The sequence below is a fragment of the Bacillus sp. Bvel1 genome (genome assembly GCF_014872755.1).
GTDB lineage: Bacteria > Bacillota > Bacilli > Bacillales > Bacillaceae > Bacillus > Bacillus velezensis.
Genome location: NZ_JAAOBZ010000006.1, coordinates 532,025 through 553,360 on the forward strand (window position 1 = coordinate 532,025; position 21,336 = coordinate 553,360).

Consider the following 21,336-nt stretch of genomic DNA (forward strand, 5'->3'; position numbering starts at 1 on the left):
AAAGTGAAGATAACTGAGCTGTTAACAAGAGATACAATTCATCTCAATATAGAAAGCAAAGAGAAAGAAAACGTTATCGATGAAATGGTGACAGTGCTTGACAAAGCCGGCAGATTAAATGACAGAGAGGCTTACAAAGCAGCCATTTTAAATCGTGAAAGCCAAAGCTCGACGGGAATCGGCGAAGGTATTGCCATTCCTCACGCGAAGACGGCGAGCGTCATTAACCCGGCCATCGCATTCGGCCGTTCAAAAGATGGTGTGGATTATGAATCATTAGACGGTCAGCCGGCACACTTGGTCTTTATGATTGCGGCAACCGAAGGAGCGAACAATACGCATCTTGAGGCATTATCAAGACTTTCAACGCTTCTTATGCGTGAGGAAATCCGCAAACAGCTTCTTGAAGCTGAATCAGAAGATGCGATCATTGACATCATCAATCAGCATGACAAAGATGACGATGAGGAAGAAGAAGAGCAGGAAGAACAGGCAGCGCCGTCAGGAAAAGGGAAAATCCTTGCGGTTACGGCATGCCCGACAGGTATCGCTCATACGTTCATGGCAGCTGACGCATTGAAAGAAAAAGCGAAAGAGCTCGGTGTTGACATTAAAGTCGAGACAAACGGCTCAAGCGGTATTAAACATAAGCTGACGGCTCAAGAAATTGAAGACGCGCCTGCGATTATCGTGGCGGCTGATAAACAGGTTGAAATGGAGCGCTTTAAAGGCAAACATGTTCTTCAAGTGCCTGTGACGGCCGGTATCAGGCGTCCACAGGAACTGATTGAAAAAGCCGTTAACCAAGATGCGCCGATTTACGAGGGCAGCGGCGGAGGATCTTCCGCATCAAATGAAGACGGCCCGAAACAGAAATCAGGCACAAGCATCGGGAGTACTTTCTATAAACACTTAATGAGCGGTGTCAGCAACATGCTGCCATTTGTCGTCGGCGGCGGAATTCTCGTTGCGATTTCATTCTTCTGGGGAATTCATTCAGCTGATCCGAAAGACCCGACATACAACACGTTTGCTGCAGCGCTGAACTTTATCGGTGACGGTAATGCGTTAAAGCTGATTGTTGCAGTACTTGCCGGATTCATCGCAATGAGTATTGCGGATCGTCCGGGGTTTGCGCCGGGTATGGTCGGCGGATTTATGGCTACGCAGGCGAATGCCGGATTCTTGGGCGGACTGATTGCGGGATTCTTAGCCGGTTATGTCGTAGTCCTTTTGAAAAAGCTGTTTGTCTTTATTCCTCAGACTCTTGACGGATTAAAACCTGTATTGATTTATCCGCTGCTCGGTATTTTTATCACCGGTGTCCTGATGCAGTTTGTCATTAACACACCTGTAGCAGCGTTTATGAATTTCTTAACAAATTGGCTTGAAAGCCTTGGAACTGGAAACCTTGTCTTAATGGGTATTATTTTAGGCGGTATGATGGCTATCGACATGGGCGGCCCGCTCAATAAAGCGGCCTTCACTTTCGGTATCGCGATGATCGATGCCGGAAACTATGCGCCGCATGCGGCCATCATGGCGGGCGGAATGGCTCCGCCGCTTGGAATCGCACTGGCGACAACATTCTTTAAACACAAATTCTCTAAACGTGACCGTGAAGCCGGTATTACGTGCTACTTCATGGGAGCAGCTTTCGTTACAGAAGGCGCCATCCCGTTTGCAGCGGCTGATCCGCTTCGCGTCATCCCTGCAGCCGTTGTCGGTTCTGCGGTAGCGGGCGGACTGACAGAGTTTTTCCGGGTAACGCTTCCTGCACCGCACGGAGGGATATTCGTTGCATTCATTACGAACCATCCGCTGCTTTACTTAATGAGCATCGTGATCGGAGCGATTGTAACGGCGGTTATCTTGGGAATCATCAAAAAACCGGTAGTAGAGAAATAAGCGAAAAGCGTCCTTTACGGGCGCTTTTTTCAATCATATACGCATAGAAGCGTTATGTATTTTGTGATGAGTTGTGATAAAGTAAAGATGGTACATGAACCGAAACAGTGATCGTCTAGGAGGAACCACGTTGACTGAAGAACAAAAACCTACTTCTGAAAAATCGGTAAAAAGAAAATCCAACACGTATTGGGAATGGGGAAAGGCCATCATTATAGCGGTTGCACTTGCGCTGTTAATCCGCCATTTCCTGTTTGAACCGTACTTAGTGGAAGGATCATCAATGTACCCGACATTACATGACGGTGAAAGACTGTTTGTCAACAAAAGCGTCAATTATATCGGAGAAATCGAGCGGGGGGACATCGTCATTATTAACGGCGATACATCGAAAGTCCATTATGTAAAGCGGCTCATCGGAAAACCGGGAGAAACGGTGGAAATGAAAAATGACACGCTTTACATAAACGGCAAAAAAATCGCAGAACCGTACCTCGCGAGCAATAAAAAAGAAGCGAAAAAACTGGGAGTCAACCTGACGGGAGATTTCGGCCCCGTAAAGGTTCCGAAAGGCAAATACTTCGTCATGGGCGACAATCGGCTGAACTCAATGGACAGCCGGAACGGCCTCGGCTTAATTGCCGAAAACCGGATCGTCGGCACCTCGAAGTTTGTGTTCTTCCCGTTTCATGATATGCGTCAGACAAAATAAAAACGCCGCGCTGCCCGATTCGGACAGCAGGCGTTTTTTATTTGGCAAACGAGGCCGCGACGGCGATGAACAATACCGTGGCCAGCACTGATCCGACAATGGCCAGAACGCTGAAAAAAAGATTCACCTGCTTCTTCTCTTTGCCGCGTCTTTCAAGCATCCGTTTGGAAAAGAGATGCGAAAACGTATAAATGAGGGCGATTCCGACGTACAAGCCGATGTCACGTGCCGTAAAGCCTGTGACGGCCAGAAAAACCCCGGTGAAGAAAATCATAAGACAGTATTCTGTGAGTGTTAAAAGCTTCAACTTGTTCCTCCGTGATGAATATGTATATATATCTATTGTATCACAGCGCTCCGGGTTTGACGCCTGCATCTTTTCAAACCCGTATATTCGCAGGGAAACATTTCTCTTCCCCTTTATTCATGGTATACTTTTAATGATGATAGACACGATGGAGGATTCTAAATGATTGCTGTAAATAATGTGAGCTTGCGTTTTGCGGATCGCAAGTTATTTGAAGATGTCAATATTAAATTTACGCCGGGCAACTGCTACGGATTAATAGGCGCAAACGGTGCCGGAAAATCAACATTTTTGAAAATTTTATCCGGTGAGCTGGAGCCTCAGACCGGCGATGTCCATATGAGTCCGGGCGAACGTCTTGCCATTCTGAAGCAGAACCACTTTGAATATGAAGACTGCGAAGTGCTGAAAGTCGTCATTATGGGACATAAACGTTTATACGAAGTCATGCAGGAAAAAGACGCGATTTATATGAAGCCTGATTTTTCAGATGAAGACGGCATCCGCGCCGCTGAGCTTGAAGGAGAGTTTGCGGAATTAAACGGATGGGAAGCTGAAAGTGAAGCCGCTATTTTGTTAAAGGGGCTGGGCATCTCTGAAGACCTGCATACGAAGAAAATGGCCGACTTAGGCGGTTCAGAAAAGGTGAAAGTGCTTTTGGCACAGGCGCTGTTCGGCAAGCCGGACGTTCTGCTGCTTGATGAACCGACCAACCACTTGGATCTGAAAGCGATTCAGTGGCTGGAAGAGTTTTTAATCAACTTTGAGAACACAGTTATCGTCGTATCCCATGACCGTCACTTTTTAAATAAAGTGTGCACGCACATCGCCGATCTTGATTTTAATAAAATTCAAGTGTACGTCGGCAACTATGATTTCTGGTATGAATCAAGCCAGCTTGCTTTAAAGCTTTCTCAGGAAGCCAACAAGAAAAAAGAAGAGCAGATTAAACAGCTTCAGGAGTTCGTGGCCAGATTCAGCGCCAACGCCTCTAAATCAAAGCAGGCGACATCAAGAAAGAAACTCCTTGATAAAATCACGCTTGATGATATCAAACCGTCATCACGCCGTTATCCTTATGTCAATTTCACGCCGGAACGCGAGATCGGAAATGACGTGCTGCGGGTTGAAGGCTTAACAAAAACGATTGACGGGGTTAAGGTGCTTGATAACGTCAGCTTTATTATGAACAGAGAAGACAAAATCGCATTTACGGGCCGCAACGAACTTGCCGTTACGACATTGTTTAAAATCATTTCCGGGGAAATGGAAGCAGACAGCGGCACATTTAAATGGGGCGTGACCACTTCTCAGGCGTACTTCCCTAAAGACAACAGCGAATATTTTGACGGCAGCGATGCGAACCTTGTCGACTGGCTCCGCCAATACTCGCCGCATGACCAAAGCGAAAGCTTTCTGCGCGGTTTCTTAGGACGCATGCTGTTCTCAGGAGAAGAAGTCAACAAAAAATCAAACGTCCTTTCCGGAGGAGAAAAAGTACGCTGCATGCTTTCAAAAGCGATGCTTTCCGGCGCGAATATCTTAATTCTGGATGAACCGACAAACCACTTAGATTTGGAATCCATTACAGCGCTTAACAACGGCTTAATCAGCTTTAAAGGCGCTATGCTGTTTTCATCTCATGACCATCAGTTTGTACAGACAATTGCCAACCGCATCATTGAATTAACGCCTAAAGGCATTGTTGACAAACAAATGTCTTATGACGAATTTCTTGAAAACGCGGATGTGCAGAAAAAGCTTGAAGAGCTATACGCGTAATAAAGAAGCAGGGGAGACTCTGCTTTTTTATTTATGAAAAAAGTTTTCAATCTTCTGACTTCCCATTACAATAAAGGAATACATAAATTGAAAAGAGACGGAGGAATGCATCATGAAGTTTTTAGTTGCCGGAGCTGGGGGAGTGGGCGGATATATCGGTGCGCGTCTTGCAGAAAAGGGAAATGACGTTACATTTCTCGTCCGCAAGAAACGGGCGGAACAATTACAAGAAACGGGTTTGACCGTCAAAAGTGCAAAAGGTGATGTTTCAATCAAGCCGAAATTAATGTTGGCGGGCGAAGAAGGAGCATTTGACGCCGTTATCATCGCTTCAAAAGCGTATTCTTTGCAGGACGTCATTCGGGATGTCAAACCGTTTGTCAAGCCTTCGTCGGTCATTATTCCTTTTTTAAACGGATACAGGCACTATAACCAGCTGTTTGAAGCTTTTTCAAAACGGCAGGTGCTGGGCGGCCTCTGCTTTATTGAGAGCGCCCTTAACGACAAAGGGGAAATTCTTCATACGAGCGCTGCCCACCGTTTTGTTTTCGGTGAATGGAACGGGGAGCGCACAGAACGTATGAATGAGCTGGAAAACGCATTTGCAGGCGTGAAAGCGGATGTCATCATCAGCGGGGATATTGAAAAGGACATTTGGAAAAAATATATGTTTATTGCCGCGCAGGCGGGAGTGACCACTCTGTTTCAACAGCCGGTCGGACCGATTTTAGAAACAGAAGGCGGCCGCAGCACGGCAAAGCGCCTCTTTGCTGAAATCGGAGCCATTTTCAAGGCTGCCGGCATCCCGAAAGATCCTGGTCTGGAAGAAGAGAGTTATCGCACATTGACAAGCATGTCTTACCATATGAAATCGTCGATGCTGAGAGATATGGAAAAGGGCAGGGTGACGGAAGGTGATCATTTACACGGCTTTTTGCTTGAGAAAGCGAAAGACTTGTCAATTGATACACCTGTTTTGGAAACCGTCTGCGCCAACTTGCAAATGTATGAAGCGAAATAAAAAGGAGGCCTGATCGCCTCCTTTTTTTATTAAAATGCCCAGTTTCCGTTTCTGAAGATCGGTTCTTTTTTGCCGTCCGCGGTAATGCCGTCGATATTCATGTCTTTGGAACCGACCATAAAATCTACGTGTGTAATGCTTTCATTTAAGCCCTCTTTGACAAGCTCTTCCCGTGTCATTTGTTTGCCGCCCTCAATATTAAAGGCATACGCACTGCCGATCGCCAAGTGGTTAGAGGCGTTTTCATCGTACAGTGTGTTGTAAAATAAAATATTTGATTGTGAAATCGGTGAATCGTAAGGCACTAAGGCCACTTCACCGAGATAGTGTGAGCCTTCATCGGTTTCGACGATGCCTTTTAAAATCTCCTCGCCTTTTTCAGCTTTCACATCGACAATGCGCCCGTTTTCAAAGGTAAGAGTGAAGTTATCAATAATGTTGCCGCCGTAGCTCAGCGGTTTCGTGCTGGAAACCGTGCCGTTCACCCTGTCACGCTGCGGAAGGGTGAAAACCTCTTCTGTCGGCATGTTGGCCATGAATTCATGCCCGCTTTCATTCACGCTTCCCGCGCCTGCCCATACATGTTTTTTCGGCAGTTCAATGGTTAAGTCTGTTCCTTCAGCCTGATAATGCAGGGCGCTGTAATGTTTTTTGTTCAGGTGTTCCACTTTTTCATGAAGATTTTGATCGTGTTTTTTCCATGCTTCCACAGGGTTTTCTTCATTTACGCGGGTTGTTTTGAAAATTTCTTCCCATAAAAGCTGAACGGCTGTTTCTTCCGGCTGATCCGGGAACACTTTTTTCGCCCAGCCTGTTGAAGCCGCTCCGATCACCGTCCAGCTGACCTTATCTGATTGAATATATTGTCTGTATGTATGCAATGCTTTTCCGGCGGCTTTTTGGAACGCTGCAATCCGTTTGCCGTCAGCGCCTTTTAGCAGGTCGGGGTCGGATGAGACGACAGAAATAAACGCAGCCCCTTTTTTCGCGAGCTCTTCTTTGCCTTTTGCTTCCCATTCAGGATACTCTTCAAACGCTTCAAAAGGTGCCATCTCGTATTTTAATCTGGACAGTTCATCGTCCTGCCAATTTACGGTGACGTTTTTTGCGCCTTTTTCATAAGAATGTTTGGCAAGCAGTCTGACAAGTTCCCGGACATCAGTTGAGGCATTGATTACGACATGCTGTCCTTTTTGGACATTGACGCCGACTTCTACCGCCAGCTGAGCATATGTATTTAACTTTTCAGTAAACGAACTCATCGTTCATTCCTCCTCATCGGTTTTTCTCATCATATCAAATATCGCCTCATAAAGGAAAGGAAGGAGCACAAACGAAAAAGACACAGCTTTTGCTGCGTCTTTACGGGTGATTCAGTTTTACGGCGCCGCCGGCCGGAGAATGGGGCATATTGGCCAGTGAAATGCTCATACCCCCCAAAATAATTCCGCTTAAAATGACGGCTACTGCTACGCGTCTTCCCACATCTCTAAGCATATGCTTCCTCCTTAATGTTTCTCCAGTTCTCACAATATGAGCCGGCCGGAGAAAAAAGAAGCACAATCTTATTATTTAATCGCTTTTTGCAGCTTGTCGATGACGTCTAATGAACGTCCAGTGCCGATAGCCACTGATTCAAGCGGATTTGCCGCCAAATGAACGGGAACGACGATTTCATCTGTCAGCCATTCTTTCATCCCGTTTAAAAGGGAGCCTCCGCCGGTTAACACGACGCCGCGGTCAACGATATCACCGCTGAGCTCCGGCGGACAATCTTCAAGCGTCGCTCTGATCGCTTCAAGAATATGCAGGAGCGACTCACGCATCGCGTGCTGAATTTCATTAGACTGCAGTCTGATTGTCTTCGGCAGACCGGTTACGAGGTCACGCCCGCGGATTTCCATCGTTTCCGGCACATGTTCGATCAATGCAAATCCGATTTCCATTTTCACTTGTTCTGCCGTGCGTTCCCCGATCAGCAGGTTGTATTTTTTTCTGACGAACGAGGCGATATCTTCATCAAGCTGGTCGCCGCCGATTCTGATCGAATGGCAGGATACGACGCCCCCGAATGAGATGATGGCGACTTCAGTCGTACCGCCGCCGATATCTACGACGACGTTTGCGACCGGCTCGTCAACAGGGAGGTCGGCCCCGATTGCAGCGGCTACGGGTTCTTCAATCAAGTGAACGTTTTTCGCTCCGCAGTTTTTGACAGCGTCACTGATGGCGCGGCGTTCAACGGCTGTTGAGCCTGAAGGCGTGCAGACGACGACATTCGGTTTGCGGAAGGTCATTCCGATTTTTTTTCCGGCTTTTTTCATAATGTGTTTTAATAAGTCAGTTGTCATATCATAATCAGCAATGACACCGTCTTTCATCGGCCGTACGGCGACGATTTTCCCCGGCGTCTTTCCGATCATGCTTTTGGCATCCGTTCCGATGGCAAGCACCGCTTTCGTTGTTGTATCTACAGCGACAACGGAAGGCTCATTTAAAATAATTCCTTTATTTTTACTGTAAACAAGTATATTAGCGGTTCCTAAGTCGATTCCGATCTCAGTTGATTGAAACATGTTTTCACCCAATCCCTATCCTGATTTAATTGATTCTACATTTAAAGTTTCTGAGAAAAACCACGATTTTTGGGGGTTTCCGCCGGGAATGAAATGTTTTTGTAAAAAAGGAGGGAAAGTCTGTATCCCGTATTTCAAAAGGCTTTCTTTTGTAAAAAACATTCATTTCCGGATGCTGAGAAACTTTTGCTCCGTTCCTTTCGTCTACGTTTATGAAGGATTTTCCTTGGACATAAAGAAGAGACATTAAAGGAAGTAGGGGATTTCTATGAAATCAATTGGTGTAGTAAGAAAAGTAGACGAACTCGGGCGTATTGTCATGCCGATTGAATTGCGAAGAGCATTGGATATCGCTATTAAAGATAGTATTGAATTTTTCGTTGACGGAGACAAAATTGTCTTAAAAAAATACAAGCCGCACGGCATTTGCTTGATGACCGGGGAAATTACCTCCGAAAATCAGGAGTACGGCAACGGCAAAATTATTTTAAGTCCTGAAGGAGCGAAAATGCTGCTTGAGGAAATCGAAGAAGCGTTAAAAGATAGATCATAATCAGCAAAAAGGGCGGGGCATCATTCCGTCCTTTTATTATGAACTTGTGCAAAAACTCACGGGAAAAGTAAGCGAACCTGCTCAATTAATTGGGAATAGTTATCATTTTTTAGTCAATAATGCAGTCAACAATGTTACAATATATGTAGAAATGTTAGCGGCAGGTGGGACTATGGGAAAATATCAAGCGCGTATCATTTCCTTAATCTTGGCAATGATTTTTATTATGTTTTGGGATTATTTATTTTATATGATTGAACGGAATCCGATTAACTGGCCCGTTGACATCACCTTTACCGCCGTCACATTAATCAGCGTCTGGCTGCTGGCTTATTATGTGGACAATAAAAAGCAGCTGCTGGCGGAGCTGAAGGACAGCGAGCAGAAAGCAAAGGCGCTTTCAGATGAGAAAAACCGGATCATGGACAATCTGCAGGAAATCGTTTTTCAGACGGATTCACAAGGGAATATTACATATTTGAATCAGGCCTGGACGACGATTACGGGCCACTCCATCAGCGAATGTATGGGCACGATGTATAATGATTATTTTATAAAAGAAAAACATATCATTGATTATATTATCTCCCAAATCAAGCAGCAGTCCCCGTCAGGAATGTTTACGGCCAAATATATTAAAAGAGACGGCACGATCTTTTGGGGAGAAGTCCATTATAAGCTGTATTATGACCGCAGACAGAAATTTGTCGGAAGCCTGGGGACGATGTCTGATATCAGTGAACGGAAAAAAGCGGTCGACGAGCTTCTGGAAACGAACGAACGCCTTGCCATGCAATCTCAAAAGCTGGCCATTGCCGGGGAGCTTGCGGCAGGAATCGCCCATGAAGTAAGAAATCCTTTAACGTCAGTCAGCGGCTTTCTCCAGCTGATGAAAGCCCAGTATCCGGAAAGAACGGATTATTTCGATATTATTTTTTCGGAGATTAAAAGGATTGATCTCGTGCTGGGGGAGCTGCTTCTGCTCGCCAAGCCGCAAACCGTGACGTTTACCGCTCATCATCTCAACCATATTTTAAGGCAGGTGGCGACGCTTCTTGACACGAACGCGGTGCTGTCGAACACTGTGATTGAGAAGGATTTCAGGCAGACTGAGTCCTGTATGGTCAACGGTGACGAAAACCAGCTGAAACAGGTATTTATCAATATTATTAAAAATGCGATTGAAGCGATGCCTGACGGCGGGAATATTCATATTTATACAGAACGGGATGAAGAATACGCGGTGATCAGCATACAGGATGAAGGAAACGGCATGTCGAAAGAAAAGCTTGAAAATATCGGGAAACCGTTTTTCTCCACAAAAGATCAGGGAACGGGTCTCGGGCTTCCGATTTGTTTACGAATTCTGAAGGAGCATAATGGTAAACTTAACATTAAGAGCAAAAATGGAGAAGGCAGTACGTTTCAGGTGATTCTGCCTTTAGAAGCGGCTGCTGTCCAAAAGGAGGAAAAATAACTTGCTTCTTTTTGTATACGGTTTGTTACGGAAGCGTGAAAGAAACCATGAACTGCTGAAAGGCGCTCCGTGTGTGTGCGAGCAGGCCGCGATAAACGGTGTGCTGTACGAAACGGATAAAGGTCAGCCTGCGGCGTCTTTAGCAGAAACAGCTTTTGTGTACGGGGAATTGTATGAAACAGATCATCAGATGATCCGTAAGCTGGATATGTATTATGCTGATTTTGACCGGAAAGAGGTTGCCGTGACGACGGATGCCGGGAATAAAACCGCCTTCGCATATGTCGTAAAGCCCGGCCAGTGTGCCTCATTCAGCCGTATCAAAAGCGGAGACTGGAAAGAATACCGTTTTATGAAACGGGAGGATGACAGTCCGGTTTATTATTTCGCTTACGGCTCCTGTATGGACAATGCCCGGTTTAAACAGGCGGGGGTCGACCACTTCTTTGCCGAGCCGGTCGGAGGGGCGGTTGTTGAAGGGTATTCGACGAGATTCACGTTAAGGCGTCCTGACGGTTCCAGAGCCGATCTTGTTGAAGACGGGGGACGAACTGAAGGCGTGCTGTACAAGCTCCCGTTTGAAGCGGCAACCTATCTGTACAAAAGAGAAGGTGTTGATAATCACACATACCGTCCCGCGTTCATAGAAGTGTGTGCCGGCGGCCGTGTATACAGAGGCGTCCTGACGTTTCTGGTTCTTGATAAAGCTGAGGAAATTGCGCCTCCGGGTCACTATCAGGAAGAAATCGAACGCGGAGCGGACCTGTATTTATCACCCGCCTTTTCAGAAAAGCTTAAACGCTATATGAACTCATTGCCGAAAATGTGATACTATTCCTATTAGAGATATTGTTTAAAGGAGTACTGTTATGAGAAAAGAGTTTGCCGTTATCGGTCTCGGACGCTTCGGCGGAAGTATTTGCAAAGCATTAAGTGAAGAAGGCCTTGAGGTCATGGCGATGGATATTGATGAAGATAAAGTAAATGAATACGCCAAAATCGCATCACACGCGGTCATCGGCGATTCAACCGATGAATCGGTGCTGAAAAACTTGGGGCTGCGCAACTTTGACCACGTCATTGTGGCAATCGGCGAAAATATACAGGCGAGCATTTTAACGACGCTGATTTTAAAGGAACTCGGCGTGAACACGATCACGGTTAAAGCGCAGAACGATTATCATGAGAAAGTGCTTGCGAAAATCGGGGCCGATCACATCGTCCACCCTGAACGTGACATGGCAAAACGCATCGCCCACAACATCGTATCAAATAATGTGCTTGATTATTTGGAGCTGTCCGACGAACACAGCATTGTGGAGATCGTGGCCAACAGCAGGCTTGCGGGCAACACACTGCTTGATCTGGACATCCGGGCGAAGTACGGCATTAATATCGTGGCCATCAAGAGAGAAAAAGAAGTGATCGTATCTCCGCTGGCGACTGAAATGATCCAAAAAGAAGATATTCTCATCGTTATCGGCTCTCTTACGGACATTTCCCGATTTGAAAAAAGAGTGCTTCATACAAAGTGAAAAGCCGTCCGTAAAAGGACGGTCTTTTATTATGTCAGAATAGAAAGACATTTATCATGTAAGCGGTATATTCTGCAATTTTTATTGACTATGATCAGGCGATCCGATAGCATATTGTACCATATAAAGAAAAAGAGGAGGCCGCATTTTGAACAAAGAAACACTGGCTGAACGGCTGAATGCATCAGCCGGCAGACAAAAAGCCGATACCGTCATTAAAAACGGAAAAATCATGGATGTATTTAACCAGGAATGGATTTCTGCAGATATCGCCATTACGGGCGGAGTGATCGTCGGGCTGGGGGAATATGAAGGGGAAGAAGTCATTGATGCAGAAGGCCAAATGATCGTTCCGGGCTTTATTGACGGACATGTTCATATCGAGTCCTCTATGGTTACTCCGATTGAATTTGCTAAAGCCGTCCTCCCTCACGGAGTGACTACTGTCATTACTGATCCTCACGAAATTGCGAACGTTTCCGGAGCAAAAGGCATTTCATTTATGATAGAGCAGGCGAAAAAGGCGCCGCTGAACATCCGTTTCATGCTTCCTTCCTGTGTTCCCGCCGCTAGCTTTGAACGCTCAGGAGCTGTATTAAAAGCCGAGGATTTAAAGCCTTTTTATCAGGAGAAAGAGGTGCTCGGGCTTGCGGAAGTAATGGATTATGTGTCTGTTGCGGAAGGTGAAGAGGATATGCTTCAGAAACTGCTTGATGCCAAGCGTCACGGAAAGCGGATCGACGGGCATTTAGCCGGACTGTCTTCAGATATCATCAATATATATAGAACCGCAATGGTGTCAAATGATCATGAAGTGACGACAAAAGAAGAAGCGCTGGACAGAATCAGACGGGGAATGTACGTCATGCTGCGCGAAGGATCGGTGGCAAAAAATACGCTCAATGTGCTGCCGGCGGTGAATGAAAAAAACGCGCGCCGCTTTTTCTTTTGTACGGATGATAAGCATGTAGATGATCTGCTTTCAGAAGGAAGTGTGAACCACCAAGTCAAAATGGCGATAAAGGCGGGACTTGATCCATTCCTTGCGTATCAGCTCGCCAGCTTAAATGCGGCTGAGTGCTACGGCCTTGAAACAAAAGGGGCGGTAGCGCCGGGTTTTGACGCAGATCTGCTGTTCATTTCAGATGTACGGGAGGCTGCCGTCACGAAGACCATGGTCGCCGGCCGGACCGTTGCCGAGAACGGACGGACGGTTTATGAACAGTCTGCCGGTTCCTATTCGCCGGACCAGGCACTGTTGGATACAGTGCGGCTGAAAGCGCCGCTGACTGAATCGGATTTTCATATACCGATTCAAGAGGGCAGGAAAATGAATGTAATCGAAATGATACCGAATCATTTGGAGACGAGAAAAAAAGAAGTGCCTGCACCGTCTGCTGACGCGTTTCGTCCTGATACAGATAATGATTTATTAAAAATCGCCGTCGCAGAGCGGCACAGCGGCGAAAAAATGATAGGACTCGGGATTGTACAAGGGTTCGGGTTAAAAGAAGGCGCCATCGCCACAACCATTTCTCACGATTCCCATAATATCATCGCCGTCGGTACAAACGATGCCGATTTGGCAAAAGCAATCAACAGGCTCCGTGACACCGGGGGCGGATTAACAGCCGTGAAAAACGGAGAATTGCTTCACTCCGTTCCGCTTCCGATCGCCGGGCTTTTGTCTGATAAGTCGGCGGAATGGGTTAATGACAGCTTGGGCGTGCTTCATGAAAAGCTTCCTCTGCTCGGATTCACCGGTGATTTCAATCCGTTTCTCACCTTATCGTTTTTAGCCCTTCCGGTGATTCCGGATATCAAAATGACGGCGGCCGGTCTGTTTGATGTCAAAGCCTTTCAGCATATTCCGCTGCAATAAAAAAACTGCACTCGTAATGAGTGCAGTTTTTTTTAGACCTCCATAATGATCGGAAGGATCATCGGGCGGCGTTTTGTTTTTTCGTATAGGAACGGAGCAAGCGTATCGGTAATTTCGTTTTTAATTTCGGACCACTGCGTTGTTTTCCGATCCATTACTTTCTCCAGATGGTTCGAAATGAGCTGCTGCGCGTCATTGATCAAATCACCGGATTCTCTCATATATACAAAACCTCTTGAGATTAAATCAGGTCCCGCCGAAACCTTAAAGTCGTCCATATTGATGCTGACAACAACGATAACAAGGCCTTCTTCTGAAAGAATGCGGCGGTCGCGGAGCACGATATTGCCGATATCACCGATTCCGCTTCCGTCAATGTAAACGGAGCCTGACGGAATTTTGCCTGCCACAGCGGCTTCTTCGCCTTTGAGGGCCAGCACTTCGCCATTATCCATGATAAAGCAGTTTTCTTCAGGTATGCCGCAATCAGTCGCGAGTTTGACGTGCATTTTCTGCATTCTGTACTCACCGTGAATCGGCATAAAGAACTTCGGTTTGATCAGGCGGAGCATTAATTTCTGCTCTTCCTGTCCGCCGTGTCCGGATGTATGAATGTCATTCAATGAACCGTGAATGACTTCTGCGCCCGCACGGTACAGCTGGTTGATGGTGCGGCTTACGCTGATTGTGTTTCCGGGTATCGGAGAGGAAGAAAAGACGACCGTATCTCCGGGATTAATGGAAATCTGCCGGTGCGTCCCGTTAGCGATTCGTGATAACGCCGCCATCGGTTCACCTTGGCTCCCCGTACATAAAATCGTTACCTTATTGGCAGGCATACGATTGATTTCGTTATGCTCAATAAACGTATTTTTAGGACAGGTAATGTAACCGAGATTTTGTCCGATTTCAATAGCCGATTCCATACTGCGTCCGAATACGGCAACTTTTCTGCCGTTTAAAACGGCTGCTTCAATCACCTGCTGAAGACGGTGTATATTCGAAGCGAATGTCGCAAATATAATTCTGCCGTCCACTTTTCGGAAAATATCGTGAATGCTTTCGCCTACGCGGCGTTCTGACATGGTGAAATCAGGCACCTCACTGTTTGTACTGTCAGAAAGCAGGCACAAAACGCCTTCTTTCCCGATTTCAGCCATCTTTGTCAAGTTGGCCGGTTCGCCTACCGGTGTGAAATCGAACTTAAAGTCCCCGGTATGTACGATATTGCCCGGCGGTGTTTTGACGACGATTCCGTATGAATCCGGAATGCTGTGTGTCGTTCTGAAGAAGGATACAGACGTCTTGCGGAACTTCACGATGTCGTCTTCACCGATGATGTTTAATTTGGTCTGTCTTAACAGCCCGTGCTCTTCAAGTTTATTCCGAAGTAAGCCGATCGCGAGTTTACCGCCGTAAACGGGAATATTTACTTGTCTGAGCAGGTACGGAATACCGCCGATATGGTCTTCATGACCGTGGGTGATAAACAGACCTTTAATTTTATCTTCATTTTTTACTAAATACGTGTAATCGGGGATTACGTAATCAATGCCGAGAAGTTCATCTTCCGGGAACTTGATTCCCGCATCAATCAGTACAATTTCATCCTGAAACTGCACCCCGTACGTATTTTTCCCGATCTCGCCCAATCCGCCGAGGGCGAAAACGGCAGTCTGGTCATTTTTTACAAATTTCATTCCGCTCATAACTCCAATACTTTAAAATTTTCGCTCTGCTTCTCATATTCTAAAAAAGCACCGTCCACAGGCTGAACAAATTCAATGTTGTATTTCTGATCTTTCAGTTTCGTTCTGACGTCCCGTTCTGAAACGCCCTCAATGTAAAGTGAATCTGTTTTTTCCCGAACAGGTACTTCGTCAGCCTTCTCTTGATAAAATACCTTATAAATCATCCAAATCTCTCCTTAAATGCCGTATGTTAGACTCGCTTATTCTATTATATTCGAAAACGGATTATAAGGAAAGTCTCGAGCAAAAAAGGGACTTTCAAAAACCGAAAGATCCCTTCTATGCGATGACTTTTTTCCGGAGCATTCCGCCCCACTGTCTTCTGAGTTTCTTCCGTAATCGGCGCAGCATCGTATACCTCCTTTAAAGCCCTTTATAGCAGTAGTATGCGGAAAAAATGAATTTGTTTTCGTGGGTAAAACTGGAATTTCGTCAAGGCGGTTTTCCGGAAGAAAAACTTTCTGTATGATGATATTGAAAAAGACACGACTGATAAACGGGAAAAAGGAGAAATTGACATGAAACCAAAACTGATCTTTTTTGATATTGACGGCACGATCTATGACCATGATAAACATATTCCCGATAGCGCAAGAAACGCCGTGACGGCGCTTAAAGAGGCTGGACATCACGTTTTTATCGCCAGCGGAAGGTCCCCGTTTATGGTAAAACCGATTCTGGAAGAGCTTGAGATTGAATCATTTATTTCATACAACGGCCAGTATGTCGTATTTGAAGGTGAGGTCATTTATAAAAATCCGCTTCCTGAAGATGCGGTTGCGCGTTTATTAAAGCAGGCGGCAGAAGGGGAGCACCCCGTCGTATTTATGGCGGAAGACACGATGAAAACGACCGTCCCCGGACATCCGCACGTCTCGGAAGGTATCGGCAGTCTGAAAGCGCCTTATCCCGAAGTTGATGAAACATTTTATAAAGGAAAGGAAATTTATCAGCTGCTTTTATTCTGCCGCGGACATGAAGAAAAAGCATATGCCGCTTTTCCGGAGTTTGATTACGTCCGCTGGCATGAATTGTCAACGGATGTGCTTCCGAAAGGCGGTTCAAAAGCGGAAGGCATTAAAAGAGTGCTTGAGCGGCTTCCGTACGGCGTAAGTGACACTTATGCATTCGGCGACGGACTAAATGACCTTGAGATGATCCGTTTTGCCGGCACCGGGGTGGCGATGGGAAATGCGGTTCCGGAATTAAAAGCTGCCGCCGATTTCGTCACAAAGCCGGTGGATGAAGAGGGAATCAGCTGGGCCGTCAAAGAACTGGGCCTTTTGAAATAAAGAAAACCGGCACTTTGGGAAGTGCCGGTTTTTTTAACGGTCAATGGCAATGGCGTTTTCAGGTTCTTTGAACGGATTTTCTTTATCGATATGATCGTAAAACATCACGCCGTTCAGATGATCGATTTCGTGCTGAAACACGATGGCCGGAAAACCTTTGAGGCGGATGTCAATCTGTTCTCCTTCAAGCGTCACCGCCTTTACGCGGATGCGGGCGTAGCGCGGCACATAGCCGGGAATGGGTTCGTCTACCGACAGGCAGCCTTCTCCGCTCGTCAAGTAGCTTTTTTCCACTGAGTGGCTGACGATTTTAGGGTTAAAAAGAGCATAGCTGTATAAAGTGCCTTTCGCATCTTCTGCATGGACGGCGATCATCCGTTTTTTTACGTCTGTTTGCGGAGCGGCAAGACCGACGCCCGGACGAAGCTTGTATTTCTCGGCTAATTCAGGATTTTGGCTGTTTTTCACAAACTCAATCATATCAGCAAGATGCTGTTTTTCTTCGTCGGAAGCGGGAAGCTGAACCTCTTCAGCGATCTCTCTGAGCGCGGGATGTCCGTCGCGTACAATATTTTCCATAGTAATCAAGAAACTTCACTCCTAAAGCTTAATATGTAAATTATAGCGAATTTCTTTATCGCGGCGCAACGAAACAATTGGCCGGCCAAAGCAGGCCGGCCGATTTTCATGGTGTATAAGGTCAGCAGCCGCAGCCTAAATAAGCGGCACCGACGATGATTAATAAGATAAACAATACGACGATTAATGCGAATGTGCGGCCGTATCCGCCGCCGCAGCCATAACCGTAACCGCCATAACCGTATCCGCCGCAGCAACCGCCGCCAAATCCGCCGCCAAATCCATATCCGTACATAAAAAAACCTCCTCTTTTAATTACGCTGACCCTTTGTCAGCAGGGCCGGCGTCTACTATAAACTATGTAAAAGCCAAAAAGATGTATGGTCATCCGCCCTGTTTTCTCAATTTTTTACGCAAGTATTCTTTGACAGCACCGTAAGCGTCTTTTTACCCGGTCATGCCAATTACAGCTCAGCTATTGTCAAAAAGCGTTCGGGCTTCTATAGTGGAAATTGTCAAGATTGGGGGATTTTAAGTGAATATGATTCAAAAAAAGGTATTAGCAGGAATCGGAGCGCTCGGCGCCGCAAGTATGCTGCTTGCGGGCTGCGGGGGAAAAGATCCGGTTGAATCGCTTCATGACTCGATGGAAAAAGCCGTTCAAGCGGAAAAACCGTTTCAAAAAGAGCAGAAAACATTGGGAAAATTGGAGAAAAAAGAGCATAAGCTTTACGACAGCGCGGTTAAATTGAATATGGATGATTACAAGAAAATCGTCACACTGTCTGATCAGGCTCTGAGCAATGCAAATCAGCGAAAAAAACATCTGAAAGCAGAAAAAGACAGTATTGATGATTCAAAAAAAGCATTTGAATCCGCAAAAAAAACTTCTCAAGAAATAAAGGATAAGAAAGTAAAAGAAAAAGCCGGGCATGCTGTCGCTTTAATGGAAAAAAGGTATGCATCTTATGATCTTTTGTACAAAAAGTACGAAAAAGCCATTTCACTTGATAAGGACCTTTATAAACTGATTAAAGATAAAAAGCTCACATTATCGCAGCTGGAAGAGCAAATCGGCAAAGTAAACTCAGTTTACGAAAAAGTGCATAAACAAGCAGATGAGTTCAATCAATTTACTAAAGACTACAACAAAGAGAAAGAACTATTATTCCGCGAATAGTATAGTGAAGGCATATCGGCATGGGCTGATGAACTGATAACAACCGAGTTCAGCCGCCTGTAAATGGCGGCTGAAGAATTGGTATATACGTGTGTTTCCCATTGACAACATGTAAATCATGGTATAGTATTTATTTAGGGAAATATTCACATAAAACCAATCGTTGTTTCGGCACGTTGGGATGTTTTTATTATATTGATATATAAAAAACAGAATGAAAATGCGGTTTTAATTATCAGAAAATTCTATCTATTATTTGCGGCAATATGATCTTTGTACATGCTTTTTGCTTTTAAACCTTTATCCGGCATAAAGGTTTTTTTATTTTGCTTCGTAATGCTTATTAAGTAATGGTGCCGGGTGCTTAGAGTAAATGACAATTTTAAAAATTGAAGTGAAAAATGTTAAACAAATCACAATCGGAACGAAAAGAAACGGCAGAAATACGGAACAAGGAGGAAAACAAATGCTTGCTTACGTCTTTCCCGGACAGGGAGCGCAGTTTAAAGGAATGGGCAGAGACTTATTCGATGAATTCAGTGAGCTCATTAAAAAGGCAGATCATATTTTAGGATACTCCATAAAGGATTTATGCCTTTCAGATGAAAAAGAGAGGCTCACTGATACGAAGTATACACAACCTGCAATTTATACAGTGAGCGCACTGCAATATTTAAAGGGTTTAAAAGAAGGTCATACTCGCCCTGATGCTGTTGCAGGACATAGTCTGGGTGAATATACTGCGCTTTTTGCGGCCGGTGTTTTTAATTTTGAAACAGGTCTCCGGCTGGTTGCTAAAAGAGGCGAGTTAATGAGTGAGGCTTCCGAGGGCGGAATGGCTGCCGTGATCGGACTGGATGAGCATCACATAAAAAAAATACTTCAAAAGTATGAATTCGGCCAAATAGATATCGCCAATTACAATACATCTTCACAAATTGTGATAGCAGGGGCTGCAGAAGAGATAAAGCGTGCAGCCTCTTTTTTTGAAAAAGAAGGGGCGAAAGCTTATATCGTATTGCAAGTCGGCGGAGCTTTTCATTCTCGTTTCATGGAAAGTGCACAGCGTGAATTTGCGGAATTTATCGAGGAGTTTCATTTTTCTGAATTGAATTTCCCGGTCATCTCTAACTATACGGCAAGACCTTATAAACAAGAAGATATCAAACGGAATTTAATTGAACAAATAACAAACTCGGTGAAATGGACTGAAAGCATCAGGTACTTAATGGGACAAGGCGTCACTGTGTTTGAAGAGATCGGTCCCGGAAACATTCTGACTAAATTAATTCAAACCATACAAAGAGATGAGGAACCGCTTAATATTAGTGCGCCAAAAGACAGTCTCTTGTTTTCTGAAGGGAACAAGGACAATTCCGAAAGCGGGAAAGAGAAGGGCCTCATGGCCGAAAATATAGAAAGCGTTGCGGCTTCACCGGTGTCCCGATTGGGTGATCAATCTTTCAAAGAAGATTACGGTTTGACATACGCGTATTTGGCAGGTGCGATGCATAGAGGGATCTCTTCCGCTGAAATGCTGATCCGCCTCGGGAAGAAAGGAATGCTGGGGTTCTTTGGCACAGCGGGTTTAACTATAAGGGAAATTGAACAGGCCCTTATTTCTATTAAGGAGACACTCAAAAATGGCCAGCCCTACGGAATGAATCTGCGATTTGAGCCGGATCATCAAGATAGAGAAAAGGAATTGATAGATTTATATATCAAGCATGACGTACGGGTAATAGAAGCGTCTTCGTATCTTTCCGTCAGCGCGCCATTAATTTATTACAAAGCGCATCAGTTGAAGATGGACAAAAGCGGCAGGGTCATACCTCATAATCGGATCATTGCCAAAGTTTCACGGCCGGAAGTTGCGGCCGCATTTCTGAGTCCGCCTCCCCAAAGTATCGTAAAGAGAATGTGTCAGCACGGTATGCTGACGGAAGAGCAGGCGGAGTGGCTCAGCCGTGTTCCGTCAGCAGACGATATCATTATTGAAGCAGATTGCGGCAGTAATACCGAACAGGGCTCATTGACGGCGATGCTGCCGTTTTTTGTTAACCTGCGGGATGAAATGATGGAAACACATAAATACGCAAGGAAGATCAGAGTCGGGGCCGCGGGAGGAATCGGAACTCCCGAGTCTGCGGCGTCTGCTTTTTTAATGGGCGCTGATTTTATTATGACGGGATCCATTAATCAATGTACAGTTGAAGCCGCAACAAGCGGTTTTGTTAAAGAAATGCTGAGTGAGACAGAAATATGCGATACTGCTTATGCGCCTTCGGAGACTCTGTTTGAGTTCGGAACAAAGGTTCAGGTGCTGAAAAAGGGCACGCTGTTTCCGGTCAGGGCAAATAAATTATTTCAAATCTACCAACAATATGAGTCTTTGAGTGAGATAGATGAAGAGACAAAGATTCAGCTCGAAAATGTTTATTTTAATAAGACTTTTGATGAAATCTACGAAAGCATAATAGAAAAACAGCCGAACCTGGCCCAAAAAGCGGAGCGCAATCAAAAATATAAGATGCTGTTACTATTTAAGTGGTATTTGCAGAGAGGATGTCTGCTTGCTTTGGAAGGGGAGGAAGAACAAAAGGTGAATTTCCAAGTTCATTGCGGCCCGTCTTTAGGCGCTTTTAACCATTGGGTAAAGGGCACGGAGTTGGAATCATGGAGAAACAGACATGTCGATGACATTGGTGAAAAAATGATGAATGAGACCGAAAGTCTGCTAAGACGCAGATTGGATACGTTATTTCTACACTAAAAAGGGGC

At 45.4% G+C, this 21,336-nt stretch carries 20 protein-coding genes; 12 read left to right on the forward strand and 8 right to left on the reverse strand.

Annotated elements, in window-relative coordinates; translation table 11 throughout:
• The first annotated feature begins 3 nt into the window (after positions 1-3).
• Complete coding sequence (locus HAP68_RS06900) at positions 4-1,908, forward strand: PTS fructose transporter subunit IIABC (RefSeq protein WP_003154570.1); 1,905 nt, start codon at positions 4-6, stop codon at positions 1,906-1,908.
• A gap of 94 nt (positions 1,909-2,002) precedes the next feature.
• Complete coding sequence (gene sipT, locus HAP68_RS06905) at positions 2,003-2,620, forward strand: signal peptidase I sipT (protein WP_369719103.1); 618 nt, start codon at positions 2,003-2,005, stop codon at positions 2,618-2,620.
• A 37-nt stretch (positions 2,621-2,657) separates the two neighbouring features.
• Here sipT and HAP68_RS06910 read toward each other — a convergent pair whose 3' ends face one another.
• Positions 2,658-2,927, reverse strand: coding sequence for a hypothetical protein (locus HAP68_RS06910; RefSeq protein WP_003154565.1), 270 nt, complete (start codon positions 2,925-2,927; stop codon positions 2,658-2,660).
• Positions 2,928-3,089: 162 nt separating this feature from the next.
• On the opposite strand from HAP68_RS06910, the gene HAP68_RS06915 reads away from it, so the two are divergent.
• Both HAP68_RS06915 and HAP68_RS06920 read left to right on the forward strand, forming a co-directional pair.
• A complete protein-coding gene (locus HAP68_RS06915; protein ID WP_003154562.1) occupies positions 3,090-4,709 on the forward strand; it encodes an ABC-F family ATP-binding cassette domain-containing protein in 1,620 nt (539 codons plus the stop codon).
• A 112-nt stretch (positions 4,710-4,821) separates the two neighbouring features.
• Positions 4,822-5,730, forward strand: coding sequence for a ketopantoate reductase family protein (locus tag HAP68_RS06920; RefSeq protein ID WP_024085247.1), 909 nt, complete (start codon positions 4,822-4,824; stop codon positions 5,728-5,730).
• A gap of 29 nt (positions 5,731-5,759) precedes the next feature.
• On the opposite strand, the gene HAP68_RS06925 is transcribed toward HAP68_RS06920, so the two are convergent.
• The 3 genes from HAP68_RS06925 to mreBH all read right to left on the reverse strand — a co-directional run bounded on the left by HAP68_RS06925 (position 5,760) and on the right by mreBH (position 8,306).
• Positions 5,760-6,992 (reverse strand): aminopeptidase, encoded by a 1,233-nt coding sequence (locus HAP68_RS06925; RefSeq protein WP_024085248.1) that lies wholly within the window; start codon positions 6,990-6,992, stop codon positions 5,760-5,762.
• A gap of 100 nt (positions 6,993-7,092) precedes the next feature.
• Complete coding sequence (locus tag HAP68_RS06930; protein ID WP_003154559.1) at positions 7,093-7,227, reverse strand: protein YkpC; 135 nt, start codon at positions 7,225-7,227, stop codon at positions 7,093-7,095.
• A 71-nt stretch (positions 7,228-7,298) separates the two neighbouring features.
• Positions 7,299-8,306 carry a cell shape-determining protein MreBH gene (gene mreBH / locus HAP68_RS06935; protein ID WP_003154558.1) on the reverse strand — a complete coding sequence of 336 codons (1,008 nt, stop codon included), beginning with the start codon at positions 8,304-8,306 and terminating at the stop codon, positions 7,299-7,301.
• 268 nt (positions 8,307-8,574) lie between these two features.
• Here mreBH and HAP68_RS06940 point away from each other — a divergent pair, with 268 nt between their 5' ends.
• From HAP68_RS06940 to ade, 5 genes are all read left to right on the forward strand, one after another.
• Positions 8,575-8,859, forward strand: a complete 285-nt coding sequence (locus HAP68_RS06940; RefSeq protein WP_024085249.1) for an AbrB/MazE/SpoVT family DNA-binding domain-containing protein — start codon at positions 8,575-8,577, stop codon at positions 8,857-8,859.
• 172 nt (positions 8,860-9,031) lie between these two features.
• Positions 9,032-10,336 carry an ATP-binding protein gene (locus HAP68_RS06945; RefSeq protein ID WP_014304932.1) on the forward strand — a complete coding sequence of 435 codons (1,305 nt, stop codon included), beginning with the start codon at positions 9,032-9,034 and terminating at the stop codon, positions 10,334-10,336.
• A 1-nt stretch (position 10,337) separates the two neighbouring features.
• Complete coding sequence (locus HAP68_RS06950; protein WP_024085250.1) at positions 10,338-11,165, forward strand: gamma-glutamylcyclotransferase family protein; 828 nt, start codon at positions 10,338-10,340, stop codon at positions 11,163-11,165.
• A gap of 40 nt (positions 11,166-11,205) precedes the next feature.
• Complete coding sequence (gene ktrC / locus HAP68_RS06955; protein WP_003154554.1) at positions 11,206-11,871, forward strand: Ktr system potassium transporter KtrC; 666 nt, start codon at positions 11,206-11,208, stop codon at positions 11,869-11,871.
• A gap of 148 nt (positions 11,872-12,019) precedes the next feature.
• On the forward strand, positions 12,020-13,753 hold the full coding sequence (ade, locus tag HAP68_RS06960) for an adenine deaminase (protein WP_024085251.1): 1,734 nt from the start codon (positions 12,020-12,022) through the stop codon (positions 13,751-13,753).
• Positions 13,754-13,785: 32 nt separating this feature from the next.
• On the opposite strand, the gene rnjA is transcribed toward ade, so the two are convergent.
• Positions 13,786-15,453: a ribonuclease J1 gene (rnjA, locus tag HAP68_RS06965; protein ID WP_003154550.1), complete on the reverse strand. Its 1,668-nt coding sequence runs from the start codon at positions 15,451-15,453 to the stop codon at positions 13,786-13,788.
• Between the two features lie 5 nt (positions 15,454-15,458).
• Positions 15,459-15,668, reverse strand: a complete 210-nt coding sequence (locus tag HAP68_RS06970; protein ID WP_003154548.1) for a DNA-dependent RNA polymerase subunit epsilon — start codon at positions 15,666-15,668, stop codon at positions 15,459-15,461.
• Between the two features lie 354 nt (positions 15,669-16,022).
• Here HAP68_RS06970 and HAP68_RS06975 point away from each other — a divergent pair, with 354 nt between their 5' ends.
• On the forward strand, positions 16,023-16,796 hold the full coding sequence (locus HAP68_RS06975) for a Cof-type HAD-IIB family hydrolase (protein WP_003154546.1): 774 nt from the start codon (positions 16,023-16,025) through the stop codon (positions 16,794-16,796).
• Between the two features lie 33 nt (positions 16,797-16,829).
• On the opposite strand, the gene def is transcribed toward HAP68_RS06975, so the two are convergent.
• Together def and HAP68_RS06985 are read right to left on the reverse strand one after the other, a co-directional pair.
• A complete protein-coding gene (def, locus tag HAP68_RS06980; RefSeq protein ID WP_003154544.1) occupies positions 16,830-17,384 on the reverse strand; it encodes a peptide deformylase in 555 nt (184 codons plus the stop codon).
• 112 nt (positions 17,385-17,496) lie between these two features.
• Complete coding sequence (locus tag HAP68_RS06985; protein WP_003154542.1) at positions 17,497-17,670, reverse strand: YjcZ family sporulation protein; 174 nt, start codon at positions 17,668-17,670, stop codon at positions 17,497-17,499.
• 246 nt (positions 17,671-17,916) lie between these two features.
• Between HAP68_RS06985 and HAP68_RS06990 the strand changes: the two genes are divergently transcribed.
• The gene (locus tag HAP68_RS06990) at positions 17,917-18,555 is read left to right on the forward strand and encodes a YkyA family protein (protein ID WP_024085252.1); all 639 of its coding nucleotides are present in this window, start codon (positions 17,917-17,919) and stop codon (positions 18,553-18,555) included.
• A 466-nt stretch (positions 18,556-19,021) separates the two neighbouring features.
• Entirely contained in the window at positions 19,022-21,328 is a 2,307-nt protein-coding gene (fabD, locus tag HAP68_RS06995; RefSeq protein ID WP_024085253.1) for an ACP S-malonyltransferase, read from the forward strand.
• Positions 21,329-21,336 lie beyond the last annotated feature (8 nt).